Below are 22,279 nucleotides of genomic sequence, written 5' to 3'. Positions count from 1 at the left end.
AGAATAGATCCGCTGGAGTGAACATGCTGGGACTCGGAACGCTCGCCAAAAAGGTGTTCGGAACACCGAACGACCGCAAGATCAAGGCGACCCGCCCCCTGATCGAACAGATCAACGCGCTGGAACCCGAGTTCGAGAAACTGTCCGATGACGGCCTGATCGAAAAAACCGCCGAACTGCGCAAACGCGCGCTGGACGGTGAGAGCCTGGATAGCCTGCTGCCCGAGGCCTTTGCCAACGTCCGCGAAGGCGCTAAACGCGCGCTGGGCCTGCGCGCCTTTGACGTGCAGCTGATGGGCGGCACATTCCTGCATCAGGGCAATATCTCGGAAATGAAGACGGGTGAGGGTAAGACACTGGTCGCCACCTTCCCCGCTTATCTGAACGCGCTGACCGGCAAGGGCGTGCACGTGGTTACGGTTAACGAATACCTGGCCAAGCGTGACTCGGAATGGATGGGCAAAGTGTTTGCCGCCGTGGGTATGACTACCGGCGTGATCTGGTCGGGTCAGCCCGACGCCGAGAAAAAGGCCGCTTATGCCTGCGACGTAACCTATGCGACCAATAACGAGCTGGGTTTCGACTATCTGCGCGACAACATGAAGGCGGAGCTGGATCAGATTTACCAGAAATACCACAATTTCGCGATTGTGGATGAGGTCGACTCGATCCTGATCGACGAGGCGCGGACGCCGCTGATTATCTCGGGGCCATCGCAGGACCGATCTGATCTTTATACCGCCATCGATGCACTGATCCCCTCGCTGCAGGACGATCACTATTCGCTGGACGAAAAGTCCCGCAACGTGACCTTCACCGATGAAGGCAACGAGTTTCTGGAACAGCAGCTGATCGCCGCGGGCCTGATCCCCGAAGGGCATTCGCTGTACGATCCGGAAAGCACAACGGTTGTACACCACGTGAACCAGGGTCTGCGCGCGCATAAGCTGTTCACACGCGACAAGGACTATATCGTCCGTGACGGCGATGTCGTGCTGATCGACGAATTCACTGGCCGTATGATGCCGGGCCGCCGCCTGTCCGAAGGTCTGCATCAAGCCATCGAAGCCAAGGAAGGCGTGCAGATTCAGCCGGAAAACGTGACACTGGCCAGCGTGACCTTCCAGAACTATTTCCGCCTGTACGACAAGCTGGGCGGTATGACCGGCACCGCATTGACCGAGGCCGAGGAATTCCAGGAAATCTATGGTCTGGGCGTGGTCGAGGTTCCAACCAACAAGCCCATTGCCCGCGAGGACGAGGACGATCAGGTCTATCGCACGGCTGGTGAAAAATACGGCGCGATGATCGAACAGACCAAAGAAGCGCAGGAAAAGGGCCAGCCGGTCCTATTGGGCACCACGTCGATCGAGAAATCCGAGTTGCTGAGCCAAATGCTGCAAAAGGAAGGCATCGAACACAATGTTCTGAACGCCCGCCAGCACGAGCAAGAGGCACAGATCGTCGCCGATGCGGGCCGTCTAGGCGCGGTGACCATCGCCACCAACATGGCGGGTCGCGGCACCGACATTCAGCTGGGCGGCAATGTGGAAATGAAAGTTCTGCAGGCCATGGCGGAGAACCCCGAGGCCGACCCCGCGGAACTGCGCGCGGCCGAAGAGGCACGCCACGCCGAAGAAAAAGAAAAGGTTCTGGCTGCTGGTGGCCTTTATGTGATGGCCTCTGAACGCCACGAAAGCCGCCGCATCGACAACCAATTGCGTGGTCGTTCTGGTCGTCAGGGCGATCCGGGTCGCACGGTGTTCTACCTCAGCCTCGAAGACGACTTGATGCGTATCTTCGGCTCGGAACGGCTAGACAAGGTGCTGACCACTTTGGGCATGAAAGAAGGCGAGGCGATCGTTCACCCCTGGGTAAACAAGTCACTGGAACGCGCGCAGTCCAAGGTTGAAGGCCGCAACTTTGACATGCGCAAGAACGTTCTGAAATTCGACGATGTGATGAACGACCAGCGGAAAGTGGTGTTCAGCCAACGGCGTGAGATTATGTCCTCGGACGACCTGTCCGAGATCGTCTCGGACATGCGCGAACAGGTGATCGACGATCTGATCGACGAGCACATGCCGCCAAAATCCTATGCAGATCAGTGGGACACCGACGGTCTGCACGAAGCGGTCAGGGACAAACTGACCATCGACGCACCGGTACAGGATTGGGCCGCTGAAGAAGGCGTGGATGACGAACAGGTGCGCGAACGCCTTGTTAACGCCGCAGATGAGATGATGGCCCAGAAGGCGGCTGCCTTTGGTCCCGAGAACATGCGCAATATCGAAAAGCAGGTTCTGCTAAACACCATTGACAGCAAATGGCGCGAACATCTGTTGACGCTGGAGCATCTACGCTCGGTCGTTGGGTTCCGCGGCTACGCCCAGCGCGACCCGCTGAACGAATACAAGAACGAAAGCTTCCAACTGTTCGAAGGTATGCTGGACAGCTTGCGCGAAACCGTGACCCAGCAATTGTCACGCGTGCGCCCGCTGACCGAAGACGAGCAACGGGAAATGCTGGCGCAGATGCAGGCTCAACAGGCACAGGCGCAACAGAAGGTCGAACAAGCAACCGAACGGGCCGAAGCGGTGGCGGAAGCCGAAGCCTCGGGCGACCCGCGCCCCGGCTTTGTCGAGGATGACCCAAGCACCTGGGGGAATCCGTCGCGCAACGACCGGTGCCCCTGTGGCTCGGGCAAGAAATTCAAGCATTGCCACGGGCGCCTGACCTAACGTCACCCCAATTGAGACACATTGAGTCCCTGTCACGGCCACATATTGGCCGTGATTTGGAATCAATATGCGACTCGCTCCTTCAACTGGGGAGGGTGTCTTGTTTGTAATAAAGAACTACGTGACTACCGGCGGCACAGTCGTTTGCGCGCTGGCTATTGGTTACCTGATGCAGAATGGATTCCCTGCGTGGTCAGACGACGTGCAGGGCACTCAGATTGCGGCTGCTGATCAAAGCGCGGATATTCCCGGGCTGGAGGACATTGTCTTGACCTCCTCGACCCCCGCCCAGGGAACAGACCGCACGCCCCCTTTGGCTCAACCGAACCAGACATCCAGCCGGTCAACCCCCTCTGACCAGGTTGATTGTAATCTCAGCGCCCGGGCGCGTGCCGTCACTGGTGCTGCCGCGCGCCTGATCGTTAAAGCCCCCTGTCACGGCAATGAACGGATCGAGATTCATCACAACGGATTGACCGTTACCCAACAGACGGACGCCAATGGCAAATTGGATCTGACCATACCGGCCTTGTCGGAATACGCGATCTTTCTGATCTCGCTTGACGATCAGAAAGGGACCGTAGCCACCACTCACATCCCCGACATCGGCCAGTATTCCCGCATAGCCCTGCAATGGCAGGGTCAGACTGAACTGCAGATACATGCGCTGGAATTTGGGGCCAGCTATGGTGACGCAGGCCATGTCTCGGCGCAACCTGAATCCACAGGCGCGGGCAATGTTGTACAGCTGACACAACCTACGTTCAGCGATGCCCGCAACCTTGAGATCTATTCCTTTCCGGCGGCGCAATCTGATCAATCCGGCTCAATCGAATTGACGGTTGAGGCTGAGGTAACAGCAGAAAACTGCGGCACTGATCTGCGGGTTCAATCGCTGGAACTGCGCGAAGACCGGAAATTGCGGTCGCGCGAATTCATGCTGAGCTTTCCCGACTGTTCCAGAACCGGAGATTTTCTGGTGTTGAATAATCTGTTCCAAAACCTGACAATCGCGGCAAACTAAAACCGCAGGCAGGCTCGAACTTCCAATGACATTTTTTCGTGTGGCGGTGGCTGCACTGTTTTCGGCAACACTCGCTACAGCCGTACAGGCGCAGGATATCACGCTCACCTCTCATGACGGCAAGGTCGAGGTAACCGGCACGCTGCTGGGCTTCGATGGTGAATTCTATCGCGTCAACACCCAGTTTGGTGAGCTAACGGTGGACGGATCGGGTGTGACATGCGATGGCCCCGCCTGCCCCAACCTGACCGATTTCGTGGGTGAATTGCGGTTTTCCGGCTCGTCCGTCATGGCTGAAAAAGTACTGCCAGCCCTGTTGATGGGCTTTGCCGAGCAGGAAGGGCTAATTGCAACGCCGGACCTATCCAACCCGAATACCTTGACCTATGAGCTGCACCAGCCTGGGCGCAATGCACCGCTAGGTCGGTTCTTTTTCGACATCGGCAACACCGGACAGGGCTTTGCCGATCTGATCGCGGATCAGACCGACATTGTCATGGCATTGCGTGAAATTCGCCCGTCAGAGCAGGAGGCCGCCGAAGATGCCGGGCTGGGTGATCTAACCCTTGCGCGCCGGTCACGGGTTGTGGCGCTGGATGCGCTTGTGCCCATCGTGGCGCGGGACAATCCGGTGCCTCATATTTCGCCCGCTGACCTGGCATTGGTGTTTTCCGGCGCGATTGACAACTGGTCCGCCCTGGGTGGGCCGGACGCGCCGATTGCACTGCATCTGACCGGTGCCGGGTCGGGTCTGGCCCAAGGGGTCGAGGATCAACTGCTTTCACCGGCGAGCGTTGCGCTTACTGATACAGTAATCCGGCATGACCGCAGCAGCGATCTGGTTCATGCGGTGACCACCGACCCCTTCGCCATCGGCATCGCCAGCCAGGCCGAGGCCGATACGGCCCGCGCGCTGCCTCTAACCGGTGGGTGCGGCCATGTGTTGACAGCCACCCGGCAGACGATCAAAACCGAGGACTATCCGCTGACCTCGCCCATGTTCCTCTACCTGCCCAAGCGGCGCCTGCCTCGTATCGCACGACAATTTCTGGCCTATGCGCAAAGCACCCCTGCCCAGAAGGCGATCCGTAAGGCCGGTTTTGTCGATCAAGAGCCTGAGATGATGCGGCTCGGGTTGCAGGGGGATCGTTTGGCCAATGCGGTAGCGTCCGGTGGCCCCGAGGTCGGATTGGAAGAATTGCAGCGCATGGTCGAAACCCTCAGACCGATGTCCCGGATGTCGCTGTCCGTACGTTTCGAGGCAGGCTCCTCCCGCCCCGATGCACAATCGAGATCAAACATCCAGCATCTAGCCCAGCAGCTTGAGGCTGGTACGTTGAACGCGCGTAAGTTGGTCTTTGTCGGCTTCAGCGACGGCGACGGTGCCGCGAACACCAATAAACAGATCGCCATGTTGCGTGCGAAAACCGTGCGCAATGCGGTGCTGGCTGCGGTGGAAACTGCCATTCCCGACAGTGTTGAGCTGCAGGTCGATGCTTTTGGCGAGGCAATGCCGATGGCCTGCGACGACACCGACTGGGGGCGCAAGATCAACCGCAGGGTCGAGATATGGGTGAAGTAGCCCGCTACAGATACCCCTGCGACCGAAAGCTCAGCTCAGTCGATTTACCGATGATCAAATGATCATGCAGAGTCAGCCCCAGTGCCAGACATGCGTCCTGTATGCGGTTGGTCATATCAATATCTGACTGCGACGGCGTCGGATCACCCGAAGGGTGATTGTGCACCAGGATCAAGGCCGAAGCATTCAGTTCCAGCGCCCTTTTCGCCACCTCACGGGGGTAAACCGGCACGTGATCCACGGTACCCTTGGCTTGTTCCTCATCCGCGATCAGCACGTTCTTCCGGTCCAAATAGAACACTCGGAACTGCTCGGTTTCGCGATGCGCCATCGTTGTGTGGCAATAGTCCAGCAGTGCATCCCAGCCCGAGATTACATGCCGCTGCATCACCCGCGCGCGGGCCATGCGATGGGCACAGGCCTCAAGGATTTTTAGGTCGGTGATCACAGTGTCACCTGCACCCTTGATCTGACGCAGTCGTTCCTCGGGCGCGGTCAAAACCCGGTTGAAATCACCAAACGTGTCCATCAGCGCCCGTGCCAGCGGCTTTACATCCTGCCGCGGGATTGATCGGAACAAGACAAGTTCCAACAGTTCATAATCCGGCATCGCAGCCGAACCGCCAGACATAAACCTTTCGCGCAATCTCTTGCGGTGATCCTTGATATAGGACGGCAACCGCCCCGAAGGCAGCGGCGCCACCGGGGCTTCGTCACTTTCAAACAGCATCGGGGCTTCGGCAAAGGCGTCCTGAGTCATGCGCCCAGATTGACGCAGAATCGGTTTCTGAAAGGTTAACGCGCCTCAGCGACCAAAGATGCCGTAGCTCGGCGCATCCTTGATGCCAACAAGGGCAAAGCCGCGGAGGGGGTGTTTGCGACAAACTAGGCCACCTTTCATCAGGCGACCAATATCAACCAGTCTTGCGTTCCTTTTCACTCATGAGGTTGACGCTGCGACGAGGACAATCTCGCCCGGCCAATCCGGTTGAATCAATTCGGCCGCCCGCCATGCGCGCAGACCGGAAGCGCAGCAAAGTGCCAGTCTTTTACCCGGATTAGTCTCTGTTTCTAAAAAATCCAGTCTGTCACGACCCGCGTTAGCATGAAGCGATTCAGGGGCCTCATCCACGGTACGCAGATCAATAATCAAATCGTCTTCAGTCAATTGGCTGGCGGAAAGAAATGGAAAGTGTTGCGCAGGTTCCGGAGCGCCGCCAAACCGAAACGTGGTACTGCGCAGCGTGCGGGCATCAAATTGCACCATCTGACCCAAAGGTGAAGAATCCAGACCGAGGATCACGCCCAGCGCCATTTGCGCCTGCATTGCGCCAATCATCCCTACGACTGGGCCCAGTACTCCGGCGGTCGCACAGCTCGCGCCGCTGTCCGGAGCGTTTGGGAACACCGCGCGCAAAGACGGTGCACCAGCACAGAACCCACCGACATAGCCGGACAGACCCAATACGGATGCACTGATCAGCGGCTTGCCCTGCGCGAAACATGTATCCGACAGAATATAGCTGGCGGCATAGCTATCCGCACAATCCAGGATGATGTCTGCTTCCTCAACAAATTTTGCAGCGTTTTCGCTTGTTAGAGCCTGTTTTTTAGCAACGACTGTGATTTCACTATTCTGCGCGCTACAGCGCTTGGCGGCGACATCAACCTTAGCGCATCCACAGTCAGTTTCGGTGAACAAAGTCTGCCGATGCAGGTTCGATATCGCGACTTCATCCCGGTCCATAATGGTCAGGTGCCCCACCCCGGCCCCAGCCAACAACGGCAACACCGGCGCGGCCAACCCGCCTGCCCCCACTACCAAAACCCGTGCGGCGGACAGGTTGATCTGCCCAGCCTCCCCAACCTCGGGCAGGATCATCTGGCGCGCATAGCGGTTCATCGCGTGACCTCGATCCATTCGCGCACACGGGTTTCAGGGTCAGCGTTCAGCGTGATGTCTGTGACGACCGAAACGATGTCGGCCCCGGCGGCAAGAACTCCTGGTGCGCGTTCGACGCTCATGCCGCCAATCCCGACCAGAGGAATTTCCCCCAGCCGCGCCTTCCATTCAGTGACGCGTGGCAGGCCCTGTTGTTCCCATTTCATCTTCTTCAGGATGGTGGGATAGACCGGACCCAACGCCACATAATCCGGATCCATGGCCAAAACCCGCTCCAACTCATCATCATCATGGGTGGAAACGCCCAGTTTCAGCCCCGCCTTACGGAGGGCTTTCAGATCGGCCTCGTCCAGATCCTCCTGCCCGAGGTGAATCCAATTGCAACCGGCATCGATGGCTGCCTGCCAATGGTCGTTCACCACCAAAACCGCGTCGTGTGTGCGACACAGGTCCCGCGATTGGGCAATCTGTTCGTGTATAACCTCGTCGGGCTGATCCTTGATCCGCAACTGCACCAGTTTCACACCCAGTGGCAGCATCCGACGCAACCAGTCCGAGTGATCGAAGATCGGATAAAATCGGTCCAACGTCATGATAAAAAGGCCTTTCCGATTACCGGGGTGGAAGGTTCAGCCATGTCGCGCGCCTCGATCGGATCTGCCTGATACGCCAATTGCCCGGCCTCTATCGCCAGCATCATGGCACGCGCCATGGCGGCGGGGTTTCCGGCACGTGCCACTGCAGTGTTCAGCAGAACCGCGTCGTAGCCCAGCTCCATCGCCTGCGCGGCATGGCTGGGCAGGCCAATCCCGGCATCCACCACCAGCGGCACGTCGGGGAATTCGGCGCGCATCGCACGCAAGGCATATTCATTGTTCAGCCCCCGTCCTGACCCGATGGGCGCCCCCCAGGGCATCAACACCTCACACCCGGCGGCCAGTAGCCGTTCGCCCACGATCAGATCATCGGTTGTGTAGGGAAACACTTGAAACCCGTCCTCAGTCAGGATGCGCGCGGCGTCGACCAGTTGAAACACGTCGGGCTGCAAACTGTCAGTGTGGCCGATCAGTTCCAGCTTGATCCACTTGGTATCAAACACCTCTCGCGCCATATGGGCGGTGGTCACGGCCTCTTTGACCGTGTGGCATCCAGCAGTGTTGGGCAGGATCAGCACGCCCAGCTCGCGGATCATCTGCCAAAATGTCTGTCCCGCGCCGGATTCCCGCCGCAAGGACACTGTCGCCACGCCCGCACCACTGTCGCGAAACGCCTGTTCTAGGACGGCCGGGCTGGGATATTGCGCTGTGCCCAGCATCAGCGCGTTGGGCAGTTCGGTGGCGTAGAAACTTTTCATCTTCAGCCCCCCTGCATCGGTGCGACGACCTCAACCCGGTCGCCATCAGTCAGTTTATGAGCGAGACGCAGACTCGAGGGCACAAAATCCTCGTTCACGGCCGTTGCCACCCGCCCCGAGAACCCGCATTCATCCAACAGATCCGAAAGGATTTCAGCGCGCACCTCGCGCGGTTCACCGTTAAGCACGATCTTCATCGACCATCTCCGAATGTTTATTGTCCAGCGCCAGATCGGCCACACCCTGCGCCAACGCGGGGGCCAACAGATAGCCATGACGGTACAGCCCGTTGGCGTAAATCGTGCACCCCAGCCGTCGGATTCGAGGCAGGTTGTCCGGAAATGCCGGGCGCAGATCGACGCCAATCTCAAGCACCTCGGCCTCGCCAAAGGCGGGGTTCAGCGCATAAGCCGCGCTGAGCAGTTCCAGCATGGATCGGGCCGTGATGCGGCTGCTGTCTTCGCTTTCGATCATAGATGCGCCCAGCATGTAGACGCCATCCCCGCGCGGCACGATGTACAGCGGCATCCTTGGATGCAGCAGACGCACGGGGCGGGTCAGGGTCACATCCCGGCAGCGGATCACCAGCATCTCACCCTTCACACCACGCAGGTCATGCAACACTTCGCGGGCGTGCAGTCCGCGGCAATCGATTGCATTCTCCAACCGGGACGGGGCCAGTTTTCGGTAGAACGTGACACCCTGTTCCTGCAACTGACGGTGCAAATCACGCAGCGCCTGTCGCGGGTCCAGATGCGCCTCATCCGCAAAGTGCAGACCTTTGGCAAAACTGGTCAAATCAGGCTCTAATTGGAGTAATTTGGCTCGATCGACTTCAACATACCCGTCGGTACGGCGGGCAAATCGGCGCAGATCGGGCAAATCGCGCGGATTGGCGACGACCAAAGTGCCCCGCCGCGAAACTTGCGTGCGCGCGGCCCACCACTCCAAAGCGGCCTGACCTAGACGCAAAACCGGTTCCTCGGCGTTTTCAAACTCGCACCACGGGGCCAGCATGCCGCCCGCCCACCACGAACACCCATGCGGGCCCGGCGAACCGCCGGGGTCATACACCTGAACATTTGCCCCGCGCGACACCAGTTCACTGGCGACAGCCAATCCCGCCACGCCAGCCCCTATGATCGACCAAACAGTCACGCGGGCCAGACCCGATGAAAATGATGAACCGGACCGTGCCCCTGCCCGACCATCAGAGTGTCAGCTTGGATAATGGCCCCTTGCAGATAGTCATGCGCCTGCGCAACCGCGTCGGTCAGACCAAGCCCCTGCGCCAACCCTGCCGCGATCGAAGACGACAGGGTGCAACCGGTGCCATGCGTATTGCGCGTGTCGCACCGGGGGGCCGTGAATTCAGCCAAAGCGCCTGAAGGGTTAATCAGAAGGTCGTGACAAACGTCCCCGCGCCTATGCCCCCCTTTCATCAGCACCGACTGCGCGCCCAACCCGCACAACGCCATCCCTTGGGCGATCATCTGATCGGGGGTTTCGGCGTCAGTTGCTCCAAGCAAACACGCGGCCTCGGGCAAGTTCGGGGTCAAAATGGTCGCTCGGGGCAAAAGAATCTCACGCAGGGTCTGAACTGCGTCCCGCGCCAGCAAAGCATCACCGGATTTGGCGATCATCACCGGATCCAAAACCACAGGGCCGTCAAATGCAGCAATGGCTTCGGCCACGGTTTGGATAATATCAGGCGTCGCTAGCATGCCGATCTTGATCGCGCCCACATCTAGGTCGGTCAGCACCGCATCGATCTGGGCGGCAACCACGTTCAGCGGTATCCCATGCACCGCCGTCACAGCCCGCGTGTTCTGCGCCGTCACTGCTGTGATTACACTGGCCCCATACACGCCCAGCGCGGACATCGCCTTAAGATCCGCCTGAATCCCAGCCCCGCCCCCGCTGTCCGAGCCCGCAATAGTCAGGGCAATATGCGCCATATCGTTGCTCCATCTTCTAAGGGCAACGCAGCATGGAAAACGTCTGTATGTGTAGACCGTTCCCTCCGCCGGTATTGCCCGGATCAGGTTCGATGGGTTAGCGCGTTCACGCCTCTCAGCCCTTTGATCAGGGCACCCCAACGGTTGGCGCGACAATCTCAGGGGTTGCGAGGGGATTCAAGGGCCAATTTTGGCGCAGTTCATCAACGAACTGGACCTATGAAACGAAAAAAGCCGACCCAAGGGGATCGGCTCATTCGAAAATTGGCAGCGTGGTCTTAACCCTTCATTCCATCCCAAAAGGATTTGACGGATGAGAAAAAGCTTTTTGATTCCGGATGGTTATCTTCACCCAGGTCGTCGAACTCACGCAGCAGTTCTTTCTGGCGGCTGGTCAGATTTACCGGTGTTTCCACGGCGAGCTCGATGAACATGTCACCCACGCCACCGCCACGCAGGGCGGGCATGCCCTTGCCGCGCAGGCGCATCTGGCGGCCTGACTGGCTGCCTGCCGGAATCTGCACGCGGCCGCGGCCACCGTCGATGGTTGGCACTTCGATCGATCCGCCCAGCGCGGCCTTGCCCATGCTGACCGGAACGCGGCAATACAAGTTCACACTGTCGCGTTCGAACAGCTTGTGATCCGACACTTCGACAAAGATGTACAAATCACCCGGAGGGCCACCACGCATGCCGGCCTCACCCTCACCTGCCAGGCGAATACGCGTACCGGTTTCCACGCCGGCGGGAATGTTGACGGACAGCGCCCGCTCTTTTTCTACGCGGCCTGCACCGCCGCAGGCTTTACAGGGGTTCTTGATGATCTGACCCAGCCCCGAACAAGTCGGGCACGAGCGTTCAACGGTAAAGAAACCCTGCTGCGCACGTACCTTGCCCATGCCCGAGCAGGTCGGACAAGTGGTCGGCTCTACTCCGCCTTCCGCGCCCGAACCGTCACAGGCCGAACAGGCCACAGCGGCGGGAACACTGATGGTTTTCTGCAGACCTGCGAACGCCTCTTCCAGCGTTACGCGAAGGTTATAGCGAAGGTCCGATCCGCGCGCCGCACGACGTCCGCCACCGGCACCGCCACGCTGACCGCCCATGAAATCGCCGAACAAATCGTCGAACACATCCGAGAACGCGCTGGAGAAGTCACCCTGACCAAAGCCGCCGCCGGGACGACCACCGCCGCCACCCATACCGTTTTCAAAGGCCGCGTGGCCAAAGCGGTCGTAAGCAGCTTTTTTGTCAGCGTCGCGCAGAACATCATAAGCCTCGTTGGCCTCTTTGAACTGCGACTCGGCATCCGGGTTGTCTTTGTTGCGATCGGGATGCAACTCTTTGGCTTTCTTACGAAAACCCTTTTTGATTTCATCCGCCGATGCGCCCTTAGCTACGCCGAGCACATCATAGTAGTCGCGTTTTGACATCAGTGTTTCCTTCTGCCTCAACGTAATCGGGCCGGCCCGGCAACCGGACCGGCCCGCATTGGCCCGGTTACCCGTTAGTTACGCTTGTCGTCGTCCAGATCTTCGAACTCGGCGTCGACAATGTCATCCTCACCCGGTGCAGCATCTGCCGCTGCAGGCTCATCCTCACCTTCTTCGGCTTGCGCCTTATAGATGGCTTCGCCCAGCTTCATGGCCGCTTCGGTGACGTTCTGGATGCCCGACTTGATCTTGTCGGCATTTTCGGTCTCCAGCTCGTCCTTCAGCGCAGCAATTGCCAGCTCGATGGCTTCGATGGTGGTCGGATCGACCTTGTCGGCATGCTCTTCCATCGACTTCTCGGTCGAGTGGATGAGGCTTTCCGCTTGGTTCTTGGCATCGACCAGTTCGCGGCGTTCCTTGTCGGCTTCCGCGTTCTCTTCGGCGTCCTTGACCATCTTTTCGATGTCGTCATCCGACAGACCGCCAGATGCCTGAATGGTGATCTTCTGCTCTTTGCCGGTACCTTTGTCCTTGGCCGAGACCGAGACAATGCCGTTGGCATCGATATCAAAAGTCACCTCGATCTGAGGCATGCCTCGCGGTGCGGGTGGGATATCTTCGAGGTTGAACTGACCCAGGATCTTGTTGTCCGCAGCCATTTCACGCTCACCCTGGAACACGCGGATGGTTACGGCGTTCTGGTTGTCTTCTGCGGTCGAGAAAACCTGCGACTTCTTGGTCGGGATCGTTGTGTTGCGGTCGATCAGGCGTGTGAACACGCCACCCAGCGTTTCGATACCCAGCGACAGCGGGGTCACGTCCAGCAGAACCACGTCTTTGACGTCGCCTTGCAGAACACCGGCCTGAATGGCGGCGCCCATGGCAACGACTTCGTCCGGGTTCACACCTTTGTGCGGCTCTTTACCGAAGAATTTGGTGACCTCTTCGATCACTTTCGGCATCCGGGTCATACCACCGACCAGAACAACTTCGTCCACGTCGTTGGCCGACAGACCCGCGTCTTTCAGAGCAGCCGCGCAGGGCTTCATCGACTTCTTGATCAGGTCAGAAACCAGCGATTCCAGCTTGGCACGGGTCAGTTTCATGACCATGTGCAGCGGCTGACCGTTCGACCCCATCGAGATGAACGGCTGGTTGATTTCGGTTTGCGAGGTCGAGGACAATTCGATCTTGGCTTTTTCAGCAGCTTCTTTCAGACGCTGCAGGGCCATCTTGTCGGCAGACAGATCGACACCGTGTTCTTTTTTGAACTCATCGGCCAGGTAGTTGACGATGCGCATGTCAAAGTCTTCACCACCCAGGAAGGTGTCACCGTTGGTCGACTTAACCTCGAACAGGCCGTCGTCGATTTCCAGAATGGTCACGTCGAAAGTACCGCCACCAAGGTCATATACCGCGATAGTTTGAGTTTCTTCTTTGTCCAGACCATAGGCCAGCGCAGCAGCTGTCGGTTCGTTGATGATCCGTAACACTTCCAGACCGGCGATTTTACCGGCGTCTTTGGTGGCCTGACGCTGAGCGTCATTGAAATAGGCCGGAACAGTGATAACCGCCTGCGTGACTTCCTCACCCAGATAGCTCTCGGCGGTTTCCTTCATCTTGCCCAGAGTGAAGGCCGAGATCTGGCTTGGGGAATATTTTTCACCGCGGGCTTCTACCCACGCGTCGCCATTGCCACCATCAACGATGGCGTACGGCACCATTTTCTTGTCTTTTTCGACTTCGGCATCATCCACACGACGACCGATCAGACGCTTGACGCCAAAGATCGTGTTGTCAGGGTTGGTGACCGCCTGACGTTTTGCAGGCTGACCGACCAGTCGCTCATCTTCGGTGAAGGCGACGATCGAGGGCGTGGTCCGCGCCCCTTCGGCGTTTTCGATGACCTTCGGTTGCGAGCCGTCCATAATGGCCACACACGAGTTGGTGGTTCCGAGGTCAATCCCGATTACTTTTCCCATATGTTCAATCCCTTTCTCTTCAAGGCGATGTCCCGAGGTCCGAACCCGTTATGGCACCCGGCCCCGATCTACTGTGCGCAACAGCCCTACACCATCGCGCGTCCCGGCGTATATAAGGGCGGGATCAGAGGCCTGCAAGCGTTGTAAAACGCAGGTTTTCGGGAATCTGTGGCCTTTTTGGCAAGGTTTTGGCAAGGATCGGGGATTCTCGGATGGCGCGGCTGCTTTTACGCGGTTTTGATATCAGGAAAGCCTGGCTGGATGGGCCGACACAGGCGCAGCTGATCGACAGCCTGCGGCCGATTCTGAAATCGGCCCCCTTATTCCGGCCAGTTACGCCGTCGGGCAAGGAAATGTCCGTGCGCATGACGTCGGCCGGAGCGTTGGGCTGGGTCACCGACAAGACGGGCTACAGATATCAGGCGCAACATCCTAAAGGCGCGGACTGGCCCGCGATTCCGAACCAGGTTCTTGATATCTGGCGCGACCTTGCCAGCGCGCACCGCGATCCCGACTGTTGCCTGATCAACTATTACGGCGAAGGGGCCCGGATGGGGTTGCATCAGGACAAGGACGAGGCCGATTTTTCCTGGCCGGTTCTGTCAATCTCATTGGGGGATGACGCATTGTTCCGCATCGGCAACCAGACAAGGGGTGGCAAGACCGAATCCATTTGGCTGAATTCGGGTGATGTGGTGATCATGGGCGGACCCGCCCGGCTGACCTATCACGGCATCGACCGTATTCGGTTCGGGTCTTCGAAGCTGCTACCTAAGGGTGGCCGGATCAACCTGACACTGCGCGTGGCCCGTTAACGGCGTGCGTCCCAGCTTTGGGACACGTGCTGACGGGAAAAGAAGATCCCCAACAGGCCGATTAACAACAGCACCAACGCCACCCAAAGCGCATATTCCCAGCTTGTGTTGCGCGGATAGTAATTGCGGAAAAGGAAACCACGACACTGGTCAATAACGTGAAACAGTGGATTCCAGGCGAACATAGCGAGTGTGGCACCGCCCAGCGCATTCGCCACAAACATTTTCCCCGAAAAAATCATGTTCAGCCGCCGGTATATGTTGGTCAGCATCTCGACAATGGTAGGAAACCACGGTTTCAGAGCCATGAATACAACGCCTACCGCGCATCCGACAAACCAGCTCAGGATCACCATAGCAAAGGCGCCGCCGGGATCCTGAATTTCAATCGGTCCGATCGCCACACTGTATAGAAACAGGATCACGGTCAGTGACACAATCTGCGTGTAAAGTGACCCAAAGGCGGTTGCCAGCAGGACGACCATCATATTCATCGGCGAATGCAGCATCATCGGGTTATTGCCTGTACTGACACCAGCAACTGCGCTGACGGACTTGATATGGGTGATGAACAAAAACACACCCGACAGCAGAAACAGGATAAATTCGCCCCGGATTCTGGCAACACGCGGACCCAGGAAAGACATGATCGTATAAAACACTGCAACCAGGGCCAGTACCTGCAGGATGTTGATGATAACAGCCACAACCGCATTGTGATGCTGGGACCGAACGCTGCGCACGACGGCGTGGAAAATTAGTTCGGCCGTTGTGAACGCACCGCCCAATAGTGTTTGATTTCTCCTGAAATAATACACCCGAAGCGTCTTTCCCGTTTTTTCGCCTGCAATCTGCCACGAAATTCTTGCCGTTCCGTAACCGGCACATCATAAGGCCGTCAGGATATTCGATCAACAAATCACAGGAACGGAGCATTTTTGTGTCCTACGACGCCCTCATTCCCGTCATCCGACGACTGGCTTTGGAAGCCGGCGACAAGATCATGGAAATCTACAATTCCGATGATTTCGACGTAAAGGTCAAATCAGATGCCAGCCCGGTGACCGAAGCGGATGAGGCCGCCGATGCCCTGATCTCGGCTGGTCTGCGCGAAGCTTTCCCCGATATCCTGCTGGTGACCGAAGAACAGGCCGCGTCGCATTCCGAAAAAGGCGACACGTTCCTGATTGTTGATCCGCTGGACGGCACCAAGGAATTCATCAACCGCCGCGGCGATTTCACCGTGAATATCGCGCTGGTCGAAAACGGCGTTCCGACCCGGGGCGTCGTTTATGCACCTGCTAAGGGCCGCATGTTTTATACACAAGCCGATGGTCAATCGGTTGAAGAAACCGGCGCGCTCGACAAGGCGCAGGCTGGGGAAATGACCTCAATATCAGTGTCTAATCCGGACAATTCGGCACTTATGATCGTCGCGTCGAAATCGCACCGCGACCAGGCCACTGAGGATTACATAAACAAATATCAGGTGCAGGACAGCAAGAGCGCGGGCTCGTCGCTGAAATTCTGTCTGGTCGCCACGGGTGAAGCTGATCTGTACCCCCGCGTGGGCCGAACAATGGAATGGGACACCGCCGCAGGCCATGCCGTGCTGGCGGGCGCTGGTGGCAAAGTCGTGCGTTTCGATGACCATTCGCCGCTGACCTATGGCAAGGACGGCTATGCAAACCCGTTCTTTATCGCCTACGCTCCGGGTGTTGACCTGAAGGAGGCCTGATGTCCGTTCTGATCGCCATTCCCGCCCGCTATGCCTCGACCCGCTATCCGGGCAAACCGCTGGTCCCGCTGACCGGGGCCAATGGCACCGCGATGACATTGATCGAACGGTCCTGGCGCGCGGCCTGTTCTGTGTCGGGTGTCGACAAGGTGGTCGTTGCCACCGATGACGACCGCATTCGCGAGGTGGCTGAAGGCTTCGGAGCCGAGGTGGTGATGACATCCGAGGATTGCCAGAACGGCACCGAGCGCTGCGCCGAGACTCATGCCAACCTGGGCGCAGGCTATGAGATCGTGGTGAACCTGCAGGGCGACGCGCCGCTGACACCGCATTGGTTTGTCGAAGATCTGGTTGCCGGTCTGCGCGCCGCCCCCGAGGCGGGCGTGGCCACGCCGGTGCTGCGCTGCGATGGCGATGCGCTGAACAGTCTGCTGAACGACCGTAAACATGGGCGGGTTGGCGGCACCACCGCTGTTTTTGCCGCCGATCACAGTGCCATGTATTTCTCAAAAGAGGTCGTCCCCTTCACCGCCCAAACCTATGGCAGCGACGACGCGACCCCGGTTTTCCACCATGTCGGCGTCTACGCCTATCGCCCTGATGCACTGGCGGCTTATCCAACTTGGCCGGTCGGCCCGCTGGAACAGCTGGAGGGACTCGAGCAGCTGCGCTTTATGGAAAACGGCCGCAAGGTTCTGTGCGTCGAGGTTGAAGCCAAGGGCCGCCAGTTCTGGGAGCTGAACAACCCGCAGGACGTCCCTAAGCTTGAGGAAATGATGACCGCAATGGGGTTGGATTGATCTCTTTTCCCCCTGATCTGCACAAGCCTGACGGCGTAAATGCGCGCAGCATGTTTATTCTGGAAAACAGATGACCAATATTCTTGTAACCGGTGGTGCCGGATATATCGGATCGCACGCCTGCAAGGCGCTAGCGCAGGCGGGTTATACACCTGTGACCTATGACAACCTGATCACCGGCTGGCAGGACGCGGTGAAATTCGGGCCGTTTGAACAGGGCGATTTGCTGGATCGTTCCCAGCTAGACGAAGTCTTTGCCAAATATAAACCCGTCGCCGTGATGCATTTCGCCGCCCTCAGCCAAGTGGGTGAGGCGATGTCTCAGCCAGGCAGATACTGGACCAACAACGTCACCGGCTCACTGTCCTTGATCGAAGCCGCCGTCGCCGCTGGCTGCCTGAACTTCGTGTTCTCGTCGACCTGCGCCACCTATGGCGAGCATGACAATGTGGTGCTGGACGAAAATACCCCGCAACTGCCACTGAACGCTTATGGTGCCTCAAAACGCGCCATCGAGGACATCCTGCGTGATTTCGAGGCCGCCCATGATCTGAACCATGTGATCTTCCGCTATTTCAACGTGGCCGGTGCCGATCCCGAGGGCGAAGTGGGCGAATTCCACCGTCCCGAAACCCATCTGGTGCCGCTGATGCTGGATGCCATTGACGGCAAGCGCGACGGTCTGACTGTGTTCGGCACCGATTACGACACGCCCGACGGCACCTGTATCCGCGACTATGTGCATGTCTGCGATCTGGTCGATGCCCATGTGCTGGGTCTGAACTGGCTGGAACAGAACAAGGGCAGCCGAGTATTCAATCTTGGCACCGGATCAGGTTTTTCGGTGATGGAGGTGATCGGGCATTCCAAAGCCGTCACCAACCGCGAGGTGCCCTATTCCATCGGTCCTCGCCGCGCTGGCGATTGCACCAAACTGGTCTCAGGTTCGGTCCGCGCAGGGCAAGAGCTGGGCTGGGAGCCAAAAAGATCCACGTTAGAGACGATGATCGGCGATGCCTGGCGCTGGCATCAAAACGGCAATTACGAAAAGTGAGCCATGGGTGACAGATCACGCAACCGATAGTCTACCACCTATTAGTTGGGTTCAAAAATACCGGTTGCGTTTGAAACGGCGGCGTTTGCTGTGGCGATCCTTTCGCAGTCGTCATCAGATGACCTGCCTCAAGAATCAGACCTCACAGATCGGATCCGGCGCTGTTCTGGCCTTCACCACGCTGCGCAATGAAATCAACTGGCTTCCGTGGTTCTTCCACCACTACCGCGCGCTGGGCGTGGACCATTTCCTAATCGTGGATAACGGCAGCGATGACGGCTCGGTCGATTTCCTGCTCGAACAGCCGGATGTGTCACTGTGGCAGACCACAGCCAGCTATCGCGCCGCGCGCTATGGGCTGGATTGGGTGACATGGCTGCAAATGCGCTATGGCCACGGCCATTGGACCCTGATGGTGGACGCGGATGAGCTGCTGATCTACCCCAACCATGACAGCAAATCTCTGCACGATCTGACAACCAAATTGGACCAACAAGGACGCGCTGCGTTCGGCGCGCTGATGCTGGACCTCTATCCCAAGGGCCCGCTGGGTGCGCAGGCCTATGACCCCCAGGCGGACCCGACCGAGACCCTCAACTGGTTCGACCCCGGCCCTTATCGGGCGCAACGACAAAGCCCGATGGGCAACCTGTGGGTCCAGGGAGGCGCACGGGAACGGATGTTCTTTACGGACCGGCCCAGGCGTTCGCCAACGCTGAACAAAATACCTCTGGTGCGCTGGTCGCGGCGATATGCCTATGTGAACTCATGCCACTCGGCCCTGCCCCGGCATCTAAATTCAGCCTATGACGGGCCGGGCGGAAACACCCCATCAGGCGTGTTGCTGCACACCAAATTCCTGCCCGAAGTGGTGGGCAAATCAAAAACCGAGAAAACCCGCCGCCAGCATTTTCATGATCCCGACCTATTTGAGTCATATTATGATGCGATCGGAAACCGCCCCGACCTGTGGACCCTACAGTCCGTTAGGTATGAGGGTTGGGCTCAGTTGCAGGAATTGGGCCTGATGGGGAAAGTTTGCTGAAAAGCAGCATATGTGACTAACGGTTTTTAAAGTCGTTGCCTTGAAAGATGCAACGATGGCATAAAACGGCACCTGCCCGGCACCACTCTGGATCATCCAGCCCCGGGCATGCTCGCGTAACAAAAAAGGCAGTGCAAACGCGTGAGCCTGTTGGATTCATACCGGATGAGACTGCGGCGCAAGCGCCGCCTTGCGCGCTGCCTGCGTAAGCGTAGGCAATTAAAGCCAGTTTCGGACAACACTGCCAACATCCGGCGCGACGATGTCCTGCTGATGAGCGTTTTGCGGAACGAGAAAATCCGCCTGCCCTATTTTTTGGAATATTACCGCAAGTTGGGCATCGATCATTTTCTGTTCATCGACAACAACAGCGATGACGGTTCTCGCGAATATCTGGCCAGCCAACCTGACGCATCGGTCTGGCAGACGAATACCAGCTACAAACGGGCCTCGTTTGGGTTGGATTGGTCGAATTACCTGTTGCGTAAATACGCGCACGGGCATTGGGTTCTGACGGTCGATCCGGATGAGTTCTTTATCTACCCGTTCTGCGACACTCGCCCGGTCCGCGCCCTGACCGATTGGCTGGACGGCTGCGCGGTGCGCAGTTTCGGCACCATGCTGATCGACATGTATCCGCAAGGGCCCGTGGATGACCAACCCTATCGTGAAGGGCAGGACCCGTTCCAGATCGCCCGCTGGTTTGATGCCGGCAACTACATGATCACCAAGAATCCCGAATATAAGAACCTCTGGATTCAGGGAGGACCTCGTGCACGCGTCTTCTTCCGCGACACCCCCTTGCAGGCGCCTGCATTGAATAAGATCCCTCTGGTCAAATGGGACCGGCGGTATGTCTATGTCAGTTCGACCCATTCGCTGCTGCCGCGTGGGCTGAACCAAGTCTATGACGAATGGGGCGGCGAAAAAACCAGCGGCGCGCTGTTGCACGCCAAGCTGATCAGCACGTTGAGCGAAAAAGCTCACGAAGAGATGCAGCGCGGCCAGCATTACCGCCGCTCAGGCGAGTATCGCGCCTATGCCAAGGGGCTGGATGAGCAACCGGTATTCTGGTGCGACCGCTCCGAGAAATACATCAACTGGCGTCAGCTTGAGATCCTTGGCCTCATGTCGAAAGGAAACTGGGCATGAACCGTCTGGGCGTTGTCATGCTAGTGCACACGGCGCTGCACCGGGCCGAGCAGGTGGCGCGTCACTGGACGGCATCGGGTTGCCCGGTGGTGATCCATGTGGACCACAAAGTCCCCGACCGGGTTTTTTCCGAATTTATCGCCTCATGCGCTGATGAACCACTGATCCGGTTTTCTGAGCGTCATATCTGCGAATGGGGCAGTTGGGGCATCGTCGCAGCCTCGCAATCAGCCGCCGAACTGATGCTTGAGGCGTTTCCGGATGTGCACCACGTCTACCTGTCTTCAGGGGCCTGCCTGCCGCTTCGGCCCGTGGATGAACTGATCGACTATCTTTCCGACCGACCGCGTGTCGATTTCATCGAAAGCGCCACGACCGCAGACGTCAGCTGGACCATCGGCGGGCTGGATCAGGAGCGATTTACCCTGCGCTTTCCGTTTTCCTGGCGCCGGAATCGCAAATTGTTCGATGCATATGTGAAACTGCAACGTGCCATCGGGATGCGCCGTAAGATTCCCGATGGTTTGGTGCCACATATGGGCAGCCAATGGTGGTGCCTGACCCGCCAAACCCTGTCGGCGATCCTACAGGACCCCAAGCGGCGAACCTATGATCGCTACTTCCGCCGTGTCTGGATACCGGATGAAAGCTATTTTCAGACACTGGCGCGGCTCTATTCCACCCATATCGAAAGCCGGTCGTTGACCTTGTCGAAGTTCGATTACCAAGGGCGGCCACACATCTTCTATGACGACCATTTGCAGCTGTTACGCCGCTCGGACTGTTTCGTGGCTCGGAAAATCTGGCCGCGCGCAGATCGGTTGTATCAGGCATTTCTAACCGATCAGCACAGTGCTATGCGGCCGACAGAACCCAATCCTGGCAAGATCGATCGGGTGTTTTCCAAAGCGGTCGAACGTCGAACCCGCGGCCGCGACGGGCTGTACATGCAAAGCCGCTTTCCTCGCCATGGCAGCGAGAACGGCCTAACCTCTTTTCCCTATTCGGTGTTTCAGGGTTTTACCGAATTGTTCGAGGATTTCGAACCTTGGTTGGCTGAGGCAACAGGCGCCCGGGTCCATGGGCACCTGTTTGGCCCCGAACGGGCCGTATTCGCAAATGGTGACACGATCACCAATGGGGCGCTCAGCGATTGCGCTGTTCTGCGCGATTATAACCCAACGGCCTTTGTCTCGAACCTGATCTGGAACACGCGTGGCGAGAGGCAGTGCTTTCAGTTCGGCCCCGGCGATACGCAAAAGATCAACTGGTTTCTGGCGCGGGACAAGAACGCGCAAGTCTCGGTCATCACCGGAGCCTGGGCGATCCCGCTATTCCGTTCGAATATGAACTTTGCCGACATCCGTTGCGAGGCCGCACGCCTGCAACAGATAGAAACCAAACAGCTAGAGGTTCTTGGATCGGTTTGGACCAAGGCGCGGGTGCGCACCTGGTCATTGGCGGAATTTGTGGAATCGCCGATGGAGCCCATGCAGTCCGTGATCGAAGAAATCGGCACCCAACGCGCCAGCCATTTGACTGAGGCACCAAAAATGGTGGATCTGTCCGGCTTTGGACAATTCCTGCAGAACCTTAAGAACCAGGGCATGCATCCCTATATGATGGGGGACTTTCCGGTGGATGATGTTTTCGGTGCTCAGATCCGGCCCTTCAAGAAACCCTATCTGGTGCAATAGT

The 22,279-nt window shown here is 58.1% G+C and carries 20 protein-coding genes and 1 riboswitch; of the genes, 10 read left to right on the top strand and 10 right to left on the bottom strand.

Translation table 11 applies throughout. The annotated features are described in order from the left end of the window. The first annotated feature begins 23 nt into the window (after positions 1-23). From secA to ACR0DT_RS10955, 3 genes are all read left to right on the top strand, one after another. The gene (gene secA / locus ACR0DT_RS10965; RefSeq protein WP_480710774.1) at positions 24-2,741 is read left to right on the top strand and encodes a preprotein translocase subunit SecA; all 2,718 of its coding nucleotides are present in this window, start codon (positions 24-26) and stop codon (positions 2,739-2,741) included. A gap of 100 nt (positions 2,742-2,841) precedes the next feature. Next, complete coding sequence (locus ACR0DT_RS10960) at positions 2,842-3,765, top strand: hypothetical protein (RefSeq protein WP_480710773.1); 924 nt, start codon at positions 2,842-2,844, stop codon at positions 3,763-3,765. A 25-nt stretch (positions 3,766-3,790) separates the two neighbouring features. Beyond that, entirely contained in the window at positions 3,791-5,347 is a 1,557-nt protein-coding gene (locus ACR0DT_RS10955; RefSeq protein WP_480710772.1) for a phosphate ABC transporter substrate-binding/OmpA family protein, read from the top strand. A gap of 4 nt (positions 5,348-5,351) precedes the next feature. On the opposite strand, the gene radC is transcribed toward ACR0DT_RS10955, so the two are convergent. The 9 genes from radC to dnaK form a co-directional block, all read right to left on the bottom strand. Continuing rightward, on the bottom strand, positions 5,352-6,107 hold the full coding sequence (radC, locus tag ACR0DT_RS10950; protein WP_480710771.1) for a RadC family protein: 756 nt from the start codon (positions 6,105-6,107) through the stop codon (positions 5,352-5,354). A gap of 180 nt (positions 6,108-6,287) precedes the next feature. Beyond that, positions 6,288-7,250: a ThiF family adenylyltransferase gene (locus tag ACR0DT_RS10945; protein ID WP_480710770.1), complete on the bottom strand. Its 963-nt coding sequence runs from the start codon at positions 7,248-7,250 to the stop codon at positions 6,288-6,290. After that, complete coding sequence (locus ACR0DT_RS10940; protein ID WP_480710769.1) at positions 7,247-7,843, bottom strand: thiamine phosphate synthase; 597 nt, start codon at positions 7,841-7,843, stop codon at positions 7,247-7,249. The genes ACR0DT_RS10945 and ACR0DT_RS10940 overlap by 4 nt, the downstream gene beginning before the upstream one ends. Then, a complete protein-coding gene (locus ACR0DT_RS10935) occupies positions 7,840-8,604 on the bottom strand; it encodes a thiazole synthase (RefSeq protein WP_480710768.1) in 765 nt (254 codons plus the stop codon). The genes ACR0DT_RS10940 and ACR0DT_RS10935 overlap by 4 nt, the downstream gene beginning before the upstream one ends. 2 nt (positions 8,605-8,606) lie before the next feature. Further along, positions 8,607-8,801, bottom strand: coding sequence for a sulfur carrier protein ThiS (thiS, locus tag ACR0DT_RS10930; RefSeq protein WP_480710767.1), 195 nt, complete (start codon positions 8,799-8,801; stop codon positions 8,607-8,609). Continuing rightward, positions 8,785-9,762, bottom strand: coding sequence for an FAD-dependent oxidoreductase (locus ACR0DT_RS10925; RefSeq protein WP_480710766.1), 978 nt, complete (start codon positions 9,760-9,762; stop codon positions 8,785-8,787). Before ACR0DT_RS10925 ends, thiS begins: the two co-directional genes overlap by 17 nt. Next, a complete protein-coding gene (gene thiD, locus ACR0DT_RS10920; RefSeq protein WP_480710765.1) occupies positions 9,759-10,562 on the bottom strand; it encodes a bifunctional hydroxymethylpyrimidine kinase/phosphomethylpyrimidine kinase in 804 nt (267 codons plus the stop codon). Before thiD ends, ACR0DT_RS10925 begins: the two co-directional genes overlap by 4 nt. A gap of 43 nt (positions 10,563-10,605) precedes the next feature. After that, positions 10,606-10,712: riboswitch (TPP riboswitch) on the bottom strand. Positions 10,713-10,840: 128 nt separating this feature from the next. After that, positions 10,841-11,995: a molecular chaperone DnaJ gene (gene dnaJ / locus ACR0DT_RS10915; protein WP_480710764.1), complete on the bottom strand. Its 1,155-nt coding sequence runs from the start codon at positions 11,993-11,995 to the stop codon at positions 10,841-10,843. A 74-nt stretch (positions 11,996-12,069) separates the two neighbouring features. Beyond that, entirely contained in the window at positions 12,070-13,977 is a 1,908-nt protein-coding gene (gene dnaK / locus ACR0DT_RS10910; RefSeq protein ID WP_480710763.1) for a molecular chaperone DnaK, read from the bottom strand. Between the two features lie 212 nt (positions 13,978-14,189). Here dnaK and ACR0DT_RS10905 point away from each other — a divergent pair, with 212 nt between their 5' ends. Continuing rightward, positions 14,190-14,792 carry an alpha-ketoglutarate-dependent dioxygenase AlkB family protein gene (locus ACR0DT_RS10905; protein ID WP_480710762.1) on the top strand — a complete coding sequence of 201 codons (603 nt, stop codon included), beginning with the start codon at positions 14,190-14,192 and terminating at the stop codon, positions 14,790-14,792. Here ACR0DT_RS10905 and ACR0DT_RS10900 read toward each other — a convergent pair. Continuing rightward, positions 14,789-15,610: an ABC transporter permease gene (locus ACR0DT_RS10900; protein WP_480710761.1), complete on the bottom strand. Its 822-nt coding sequence runs from the start codon at positions 15,608-15,610 to the stop codon at positions 14,789-14,791. The genes ACR0DT_RS10905 and ACR0DT_RS10900 overlap by 4 nt on opposite strands. A gap of 122 nt (positions 15,611-15,732) precedes the next feature. Between ACR0DT_RS10900 and cysQ the strand changes: the two genes are divergently transcribed. The 6 genes from cysQ (at position 15,733) to ACR0DT_RS10870 (ending at position 22,278) form a co-directional block, all read left to right on the top strand. Then, complete coding sequence (gene cysQ, locus ACR0DT_RS10895) at positions 15,733-16,530, top strand: 3'(2'),5'-bisphosphate nucleotidase CysQ (protein WP_480710760.1); 798 nt, start codon at positions 15,733-15,735, stop codon at positions 16,528-16,530. Next, on the top strand, positions 16,530-17,330 hold the full coding sequence (locus ACR0DT_RS10890) for a 3-deoxy-manno-octulosonate cytidylyltransferase (RefSeq protein WP_480710759.1): 801 nt from the start codon (positions 16,530-16,532) through the stop codon (positions 17,328-17,330). Before cysQ ends, ACR0DT_RS10890 begins: the two co-directional genes overlap by 1 nt. Positions 17,331-17,400: 70 nt before the next feature. Continuing rightward, a complete protein-coding gene (gene galE, locus ACR0DT_RS10885) occupies positions 17,401-18,384 on the top strand; it encodes a UDP-glucose 4-epimerase GalE (protein ID WP_480710758.1) in 984 nt (327 codons plus the stop codon). A 118-nt stretch (positions 18,385-18,502) separates the two neighbouring features. Next, a complete protein-coding gene (locus tag ACR0DT_RS10880) occupies positions 18,503-19,429 on the top strand; it encodes a glycosyltransferase family 2 protein (RefSeq protein ID WP_480710757.1) in 927 nt (308 codons plus the stop codon). A gap of 165 nt (positions 19,430-19,594) precedes the next feature. Beyond that, positions 19,595-20,581, top strand: a complete 987-nt coding sequence (locus ACR0DT_RS10875; RefSeq protein WP_480710756.1) for a glycosyltransferase family 2 protein — start codon at positions 19,595-19,597, stop codon at positions 20,579-20,581. Beyond that, positions 20,578-22,278: a DUF5927 domain-containing protein gene (locus ACR0DT_RS10870; RefSeq protein ID WP_480710755.1), complete on the top strand. Its 1,701-nt coding sequence runs from the start codon at positions 20,578-20,580 to the stop codon at positions 22,276-22,278. Before ACR0DT_RS10875 ends, ACR0DT_RS10870 begins: the two co-directional genes overlap by 4 nt. Position 22,279: the final 1 nt, after the last annotated feature.

The sequence above is a fragment of the Ruegeria sp. BI11 genome (assembly GCF_056538005.1).
The sequence above is the reverse complement of the archived record's forward strand: the minus strand, read 5'-3'. Positions and strand labels throughout refer to the sequence as shown.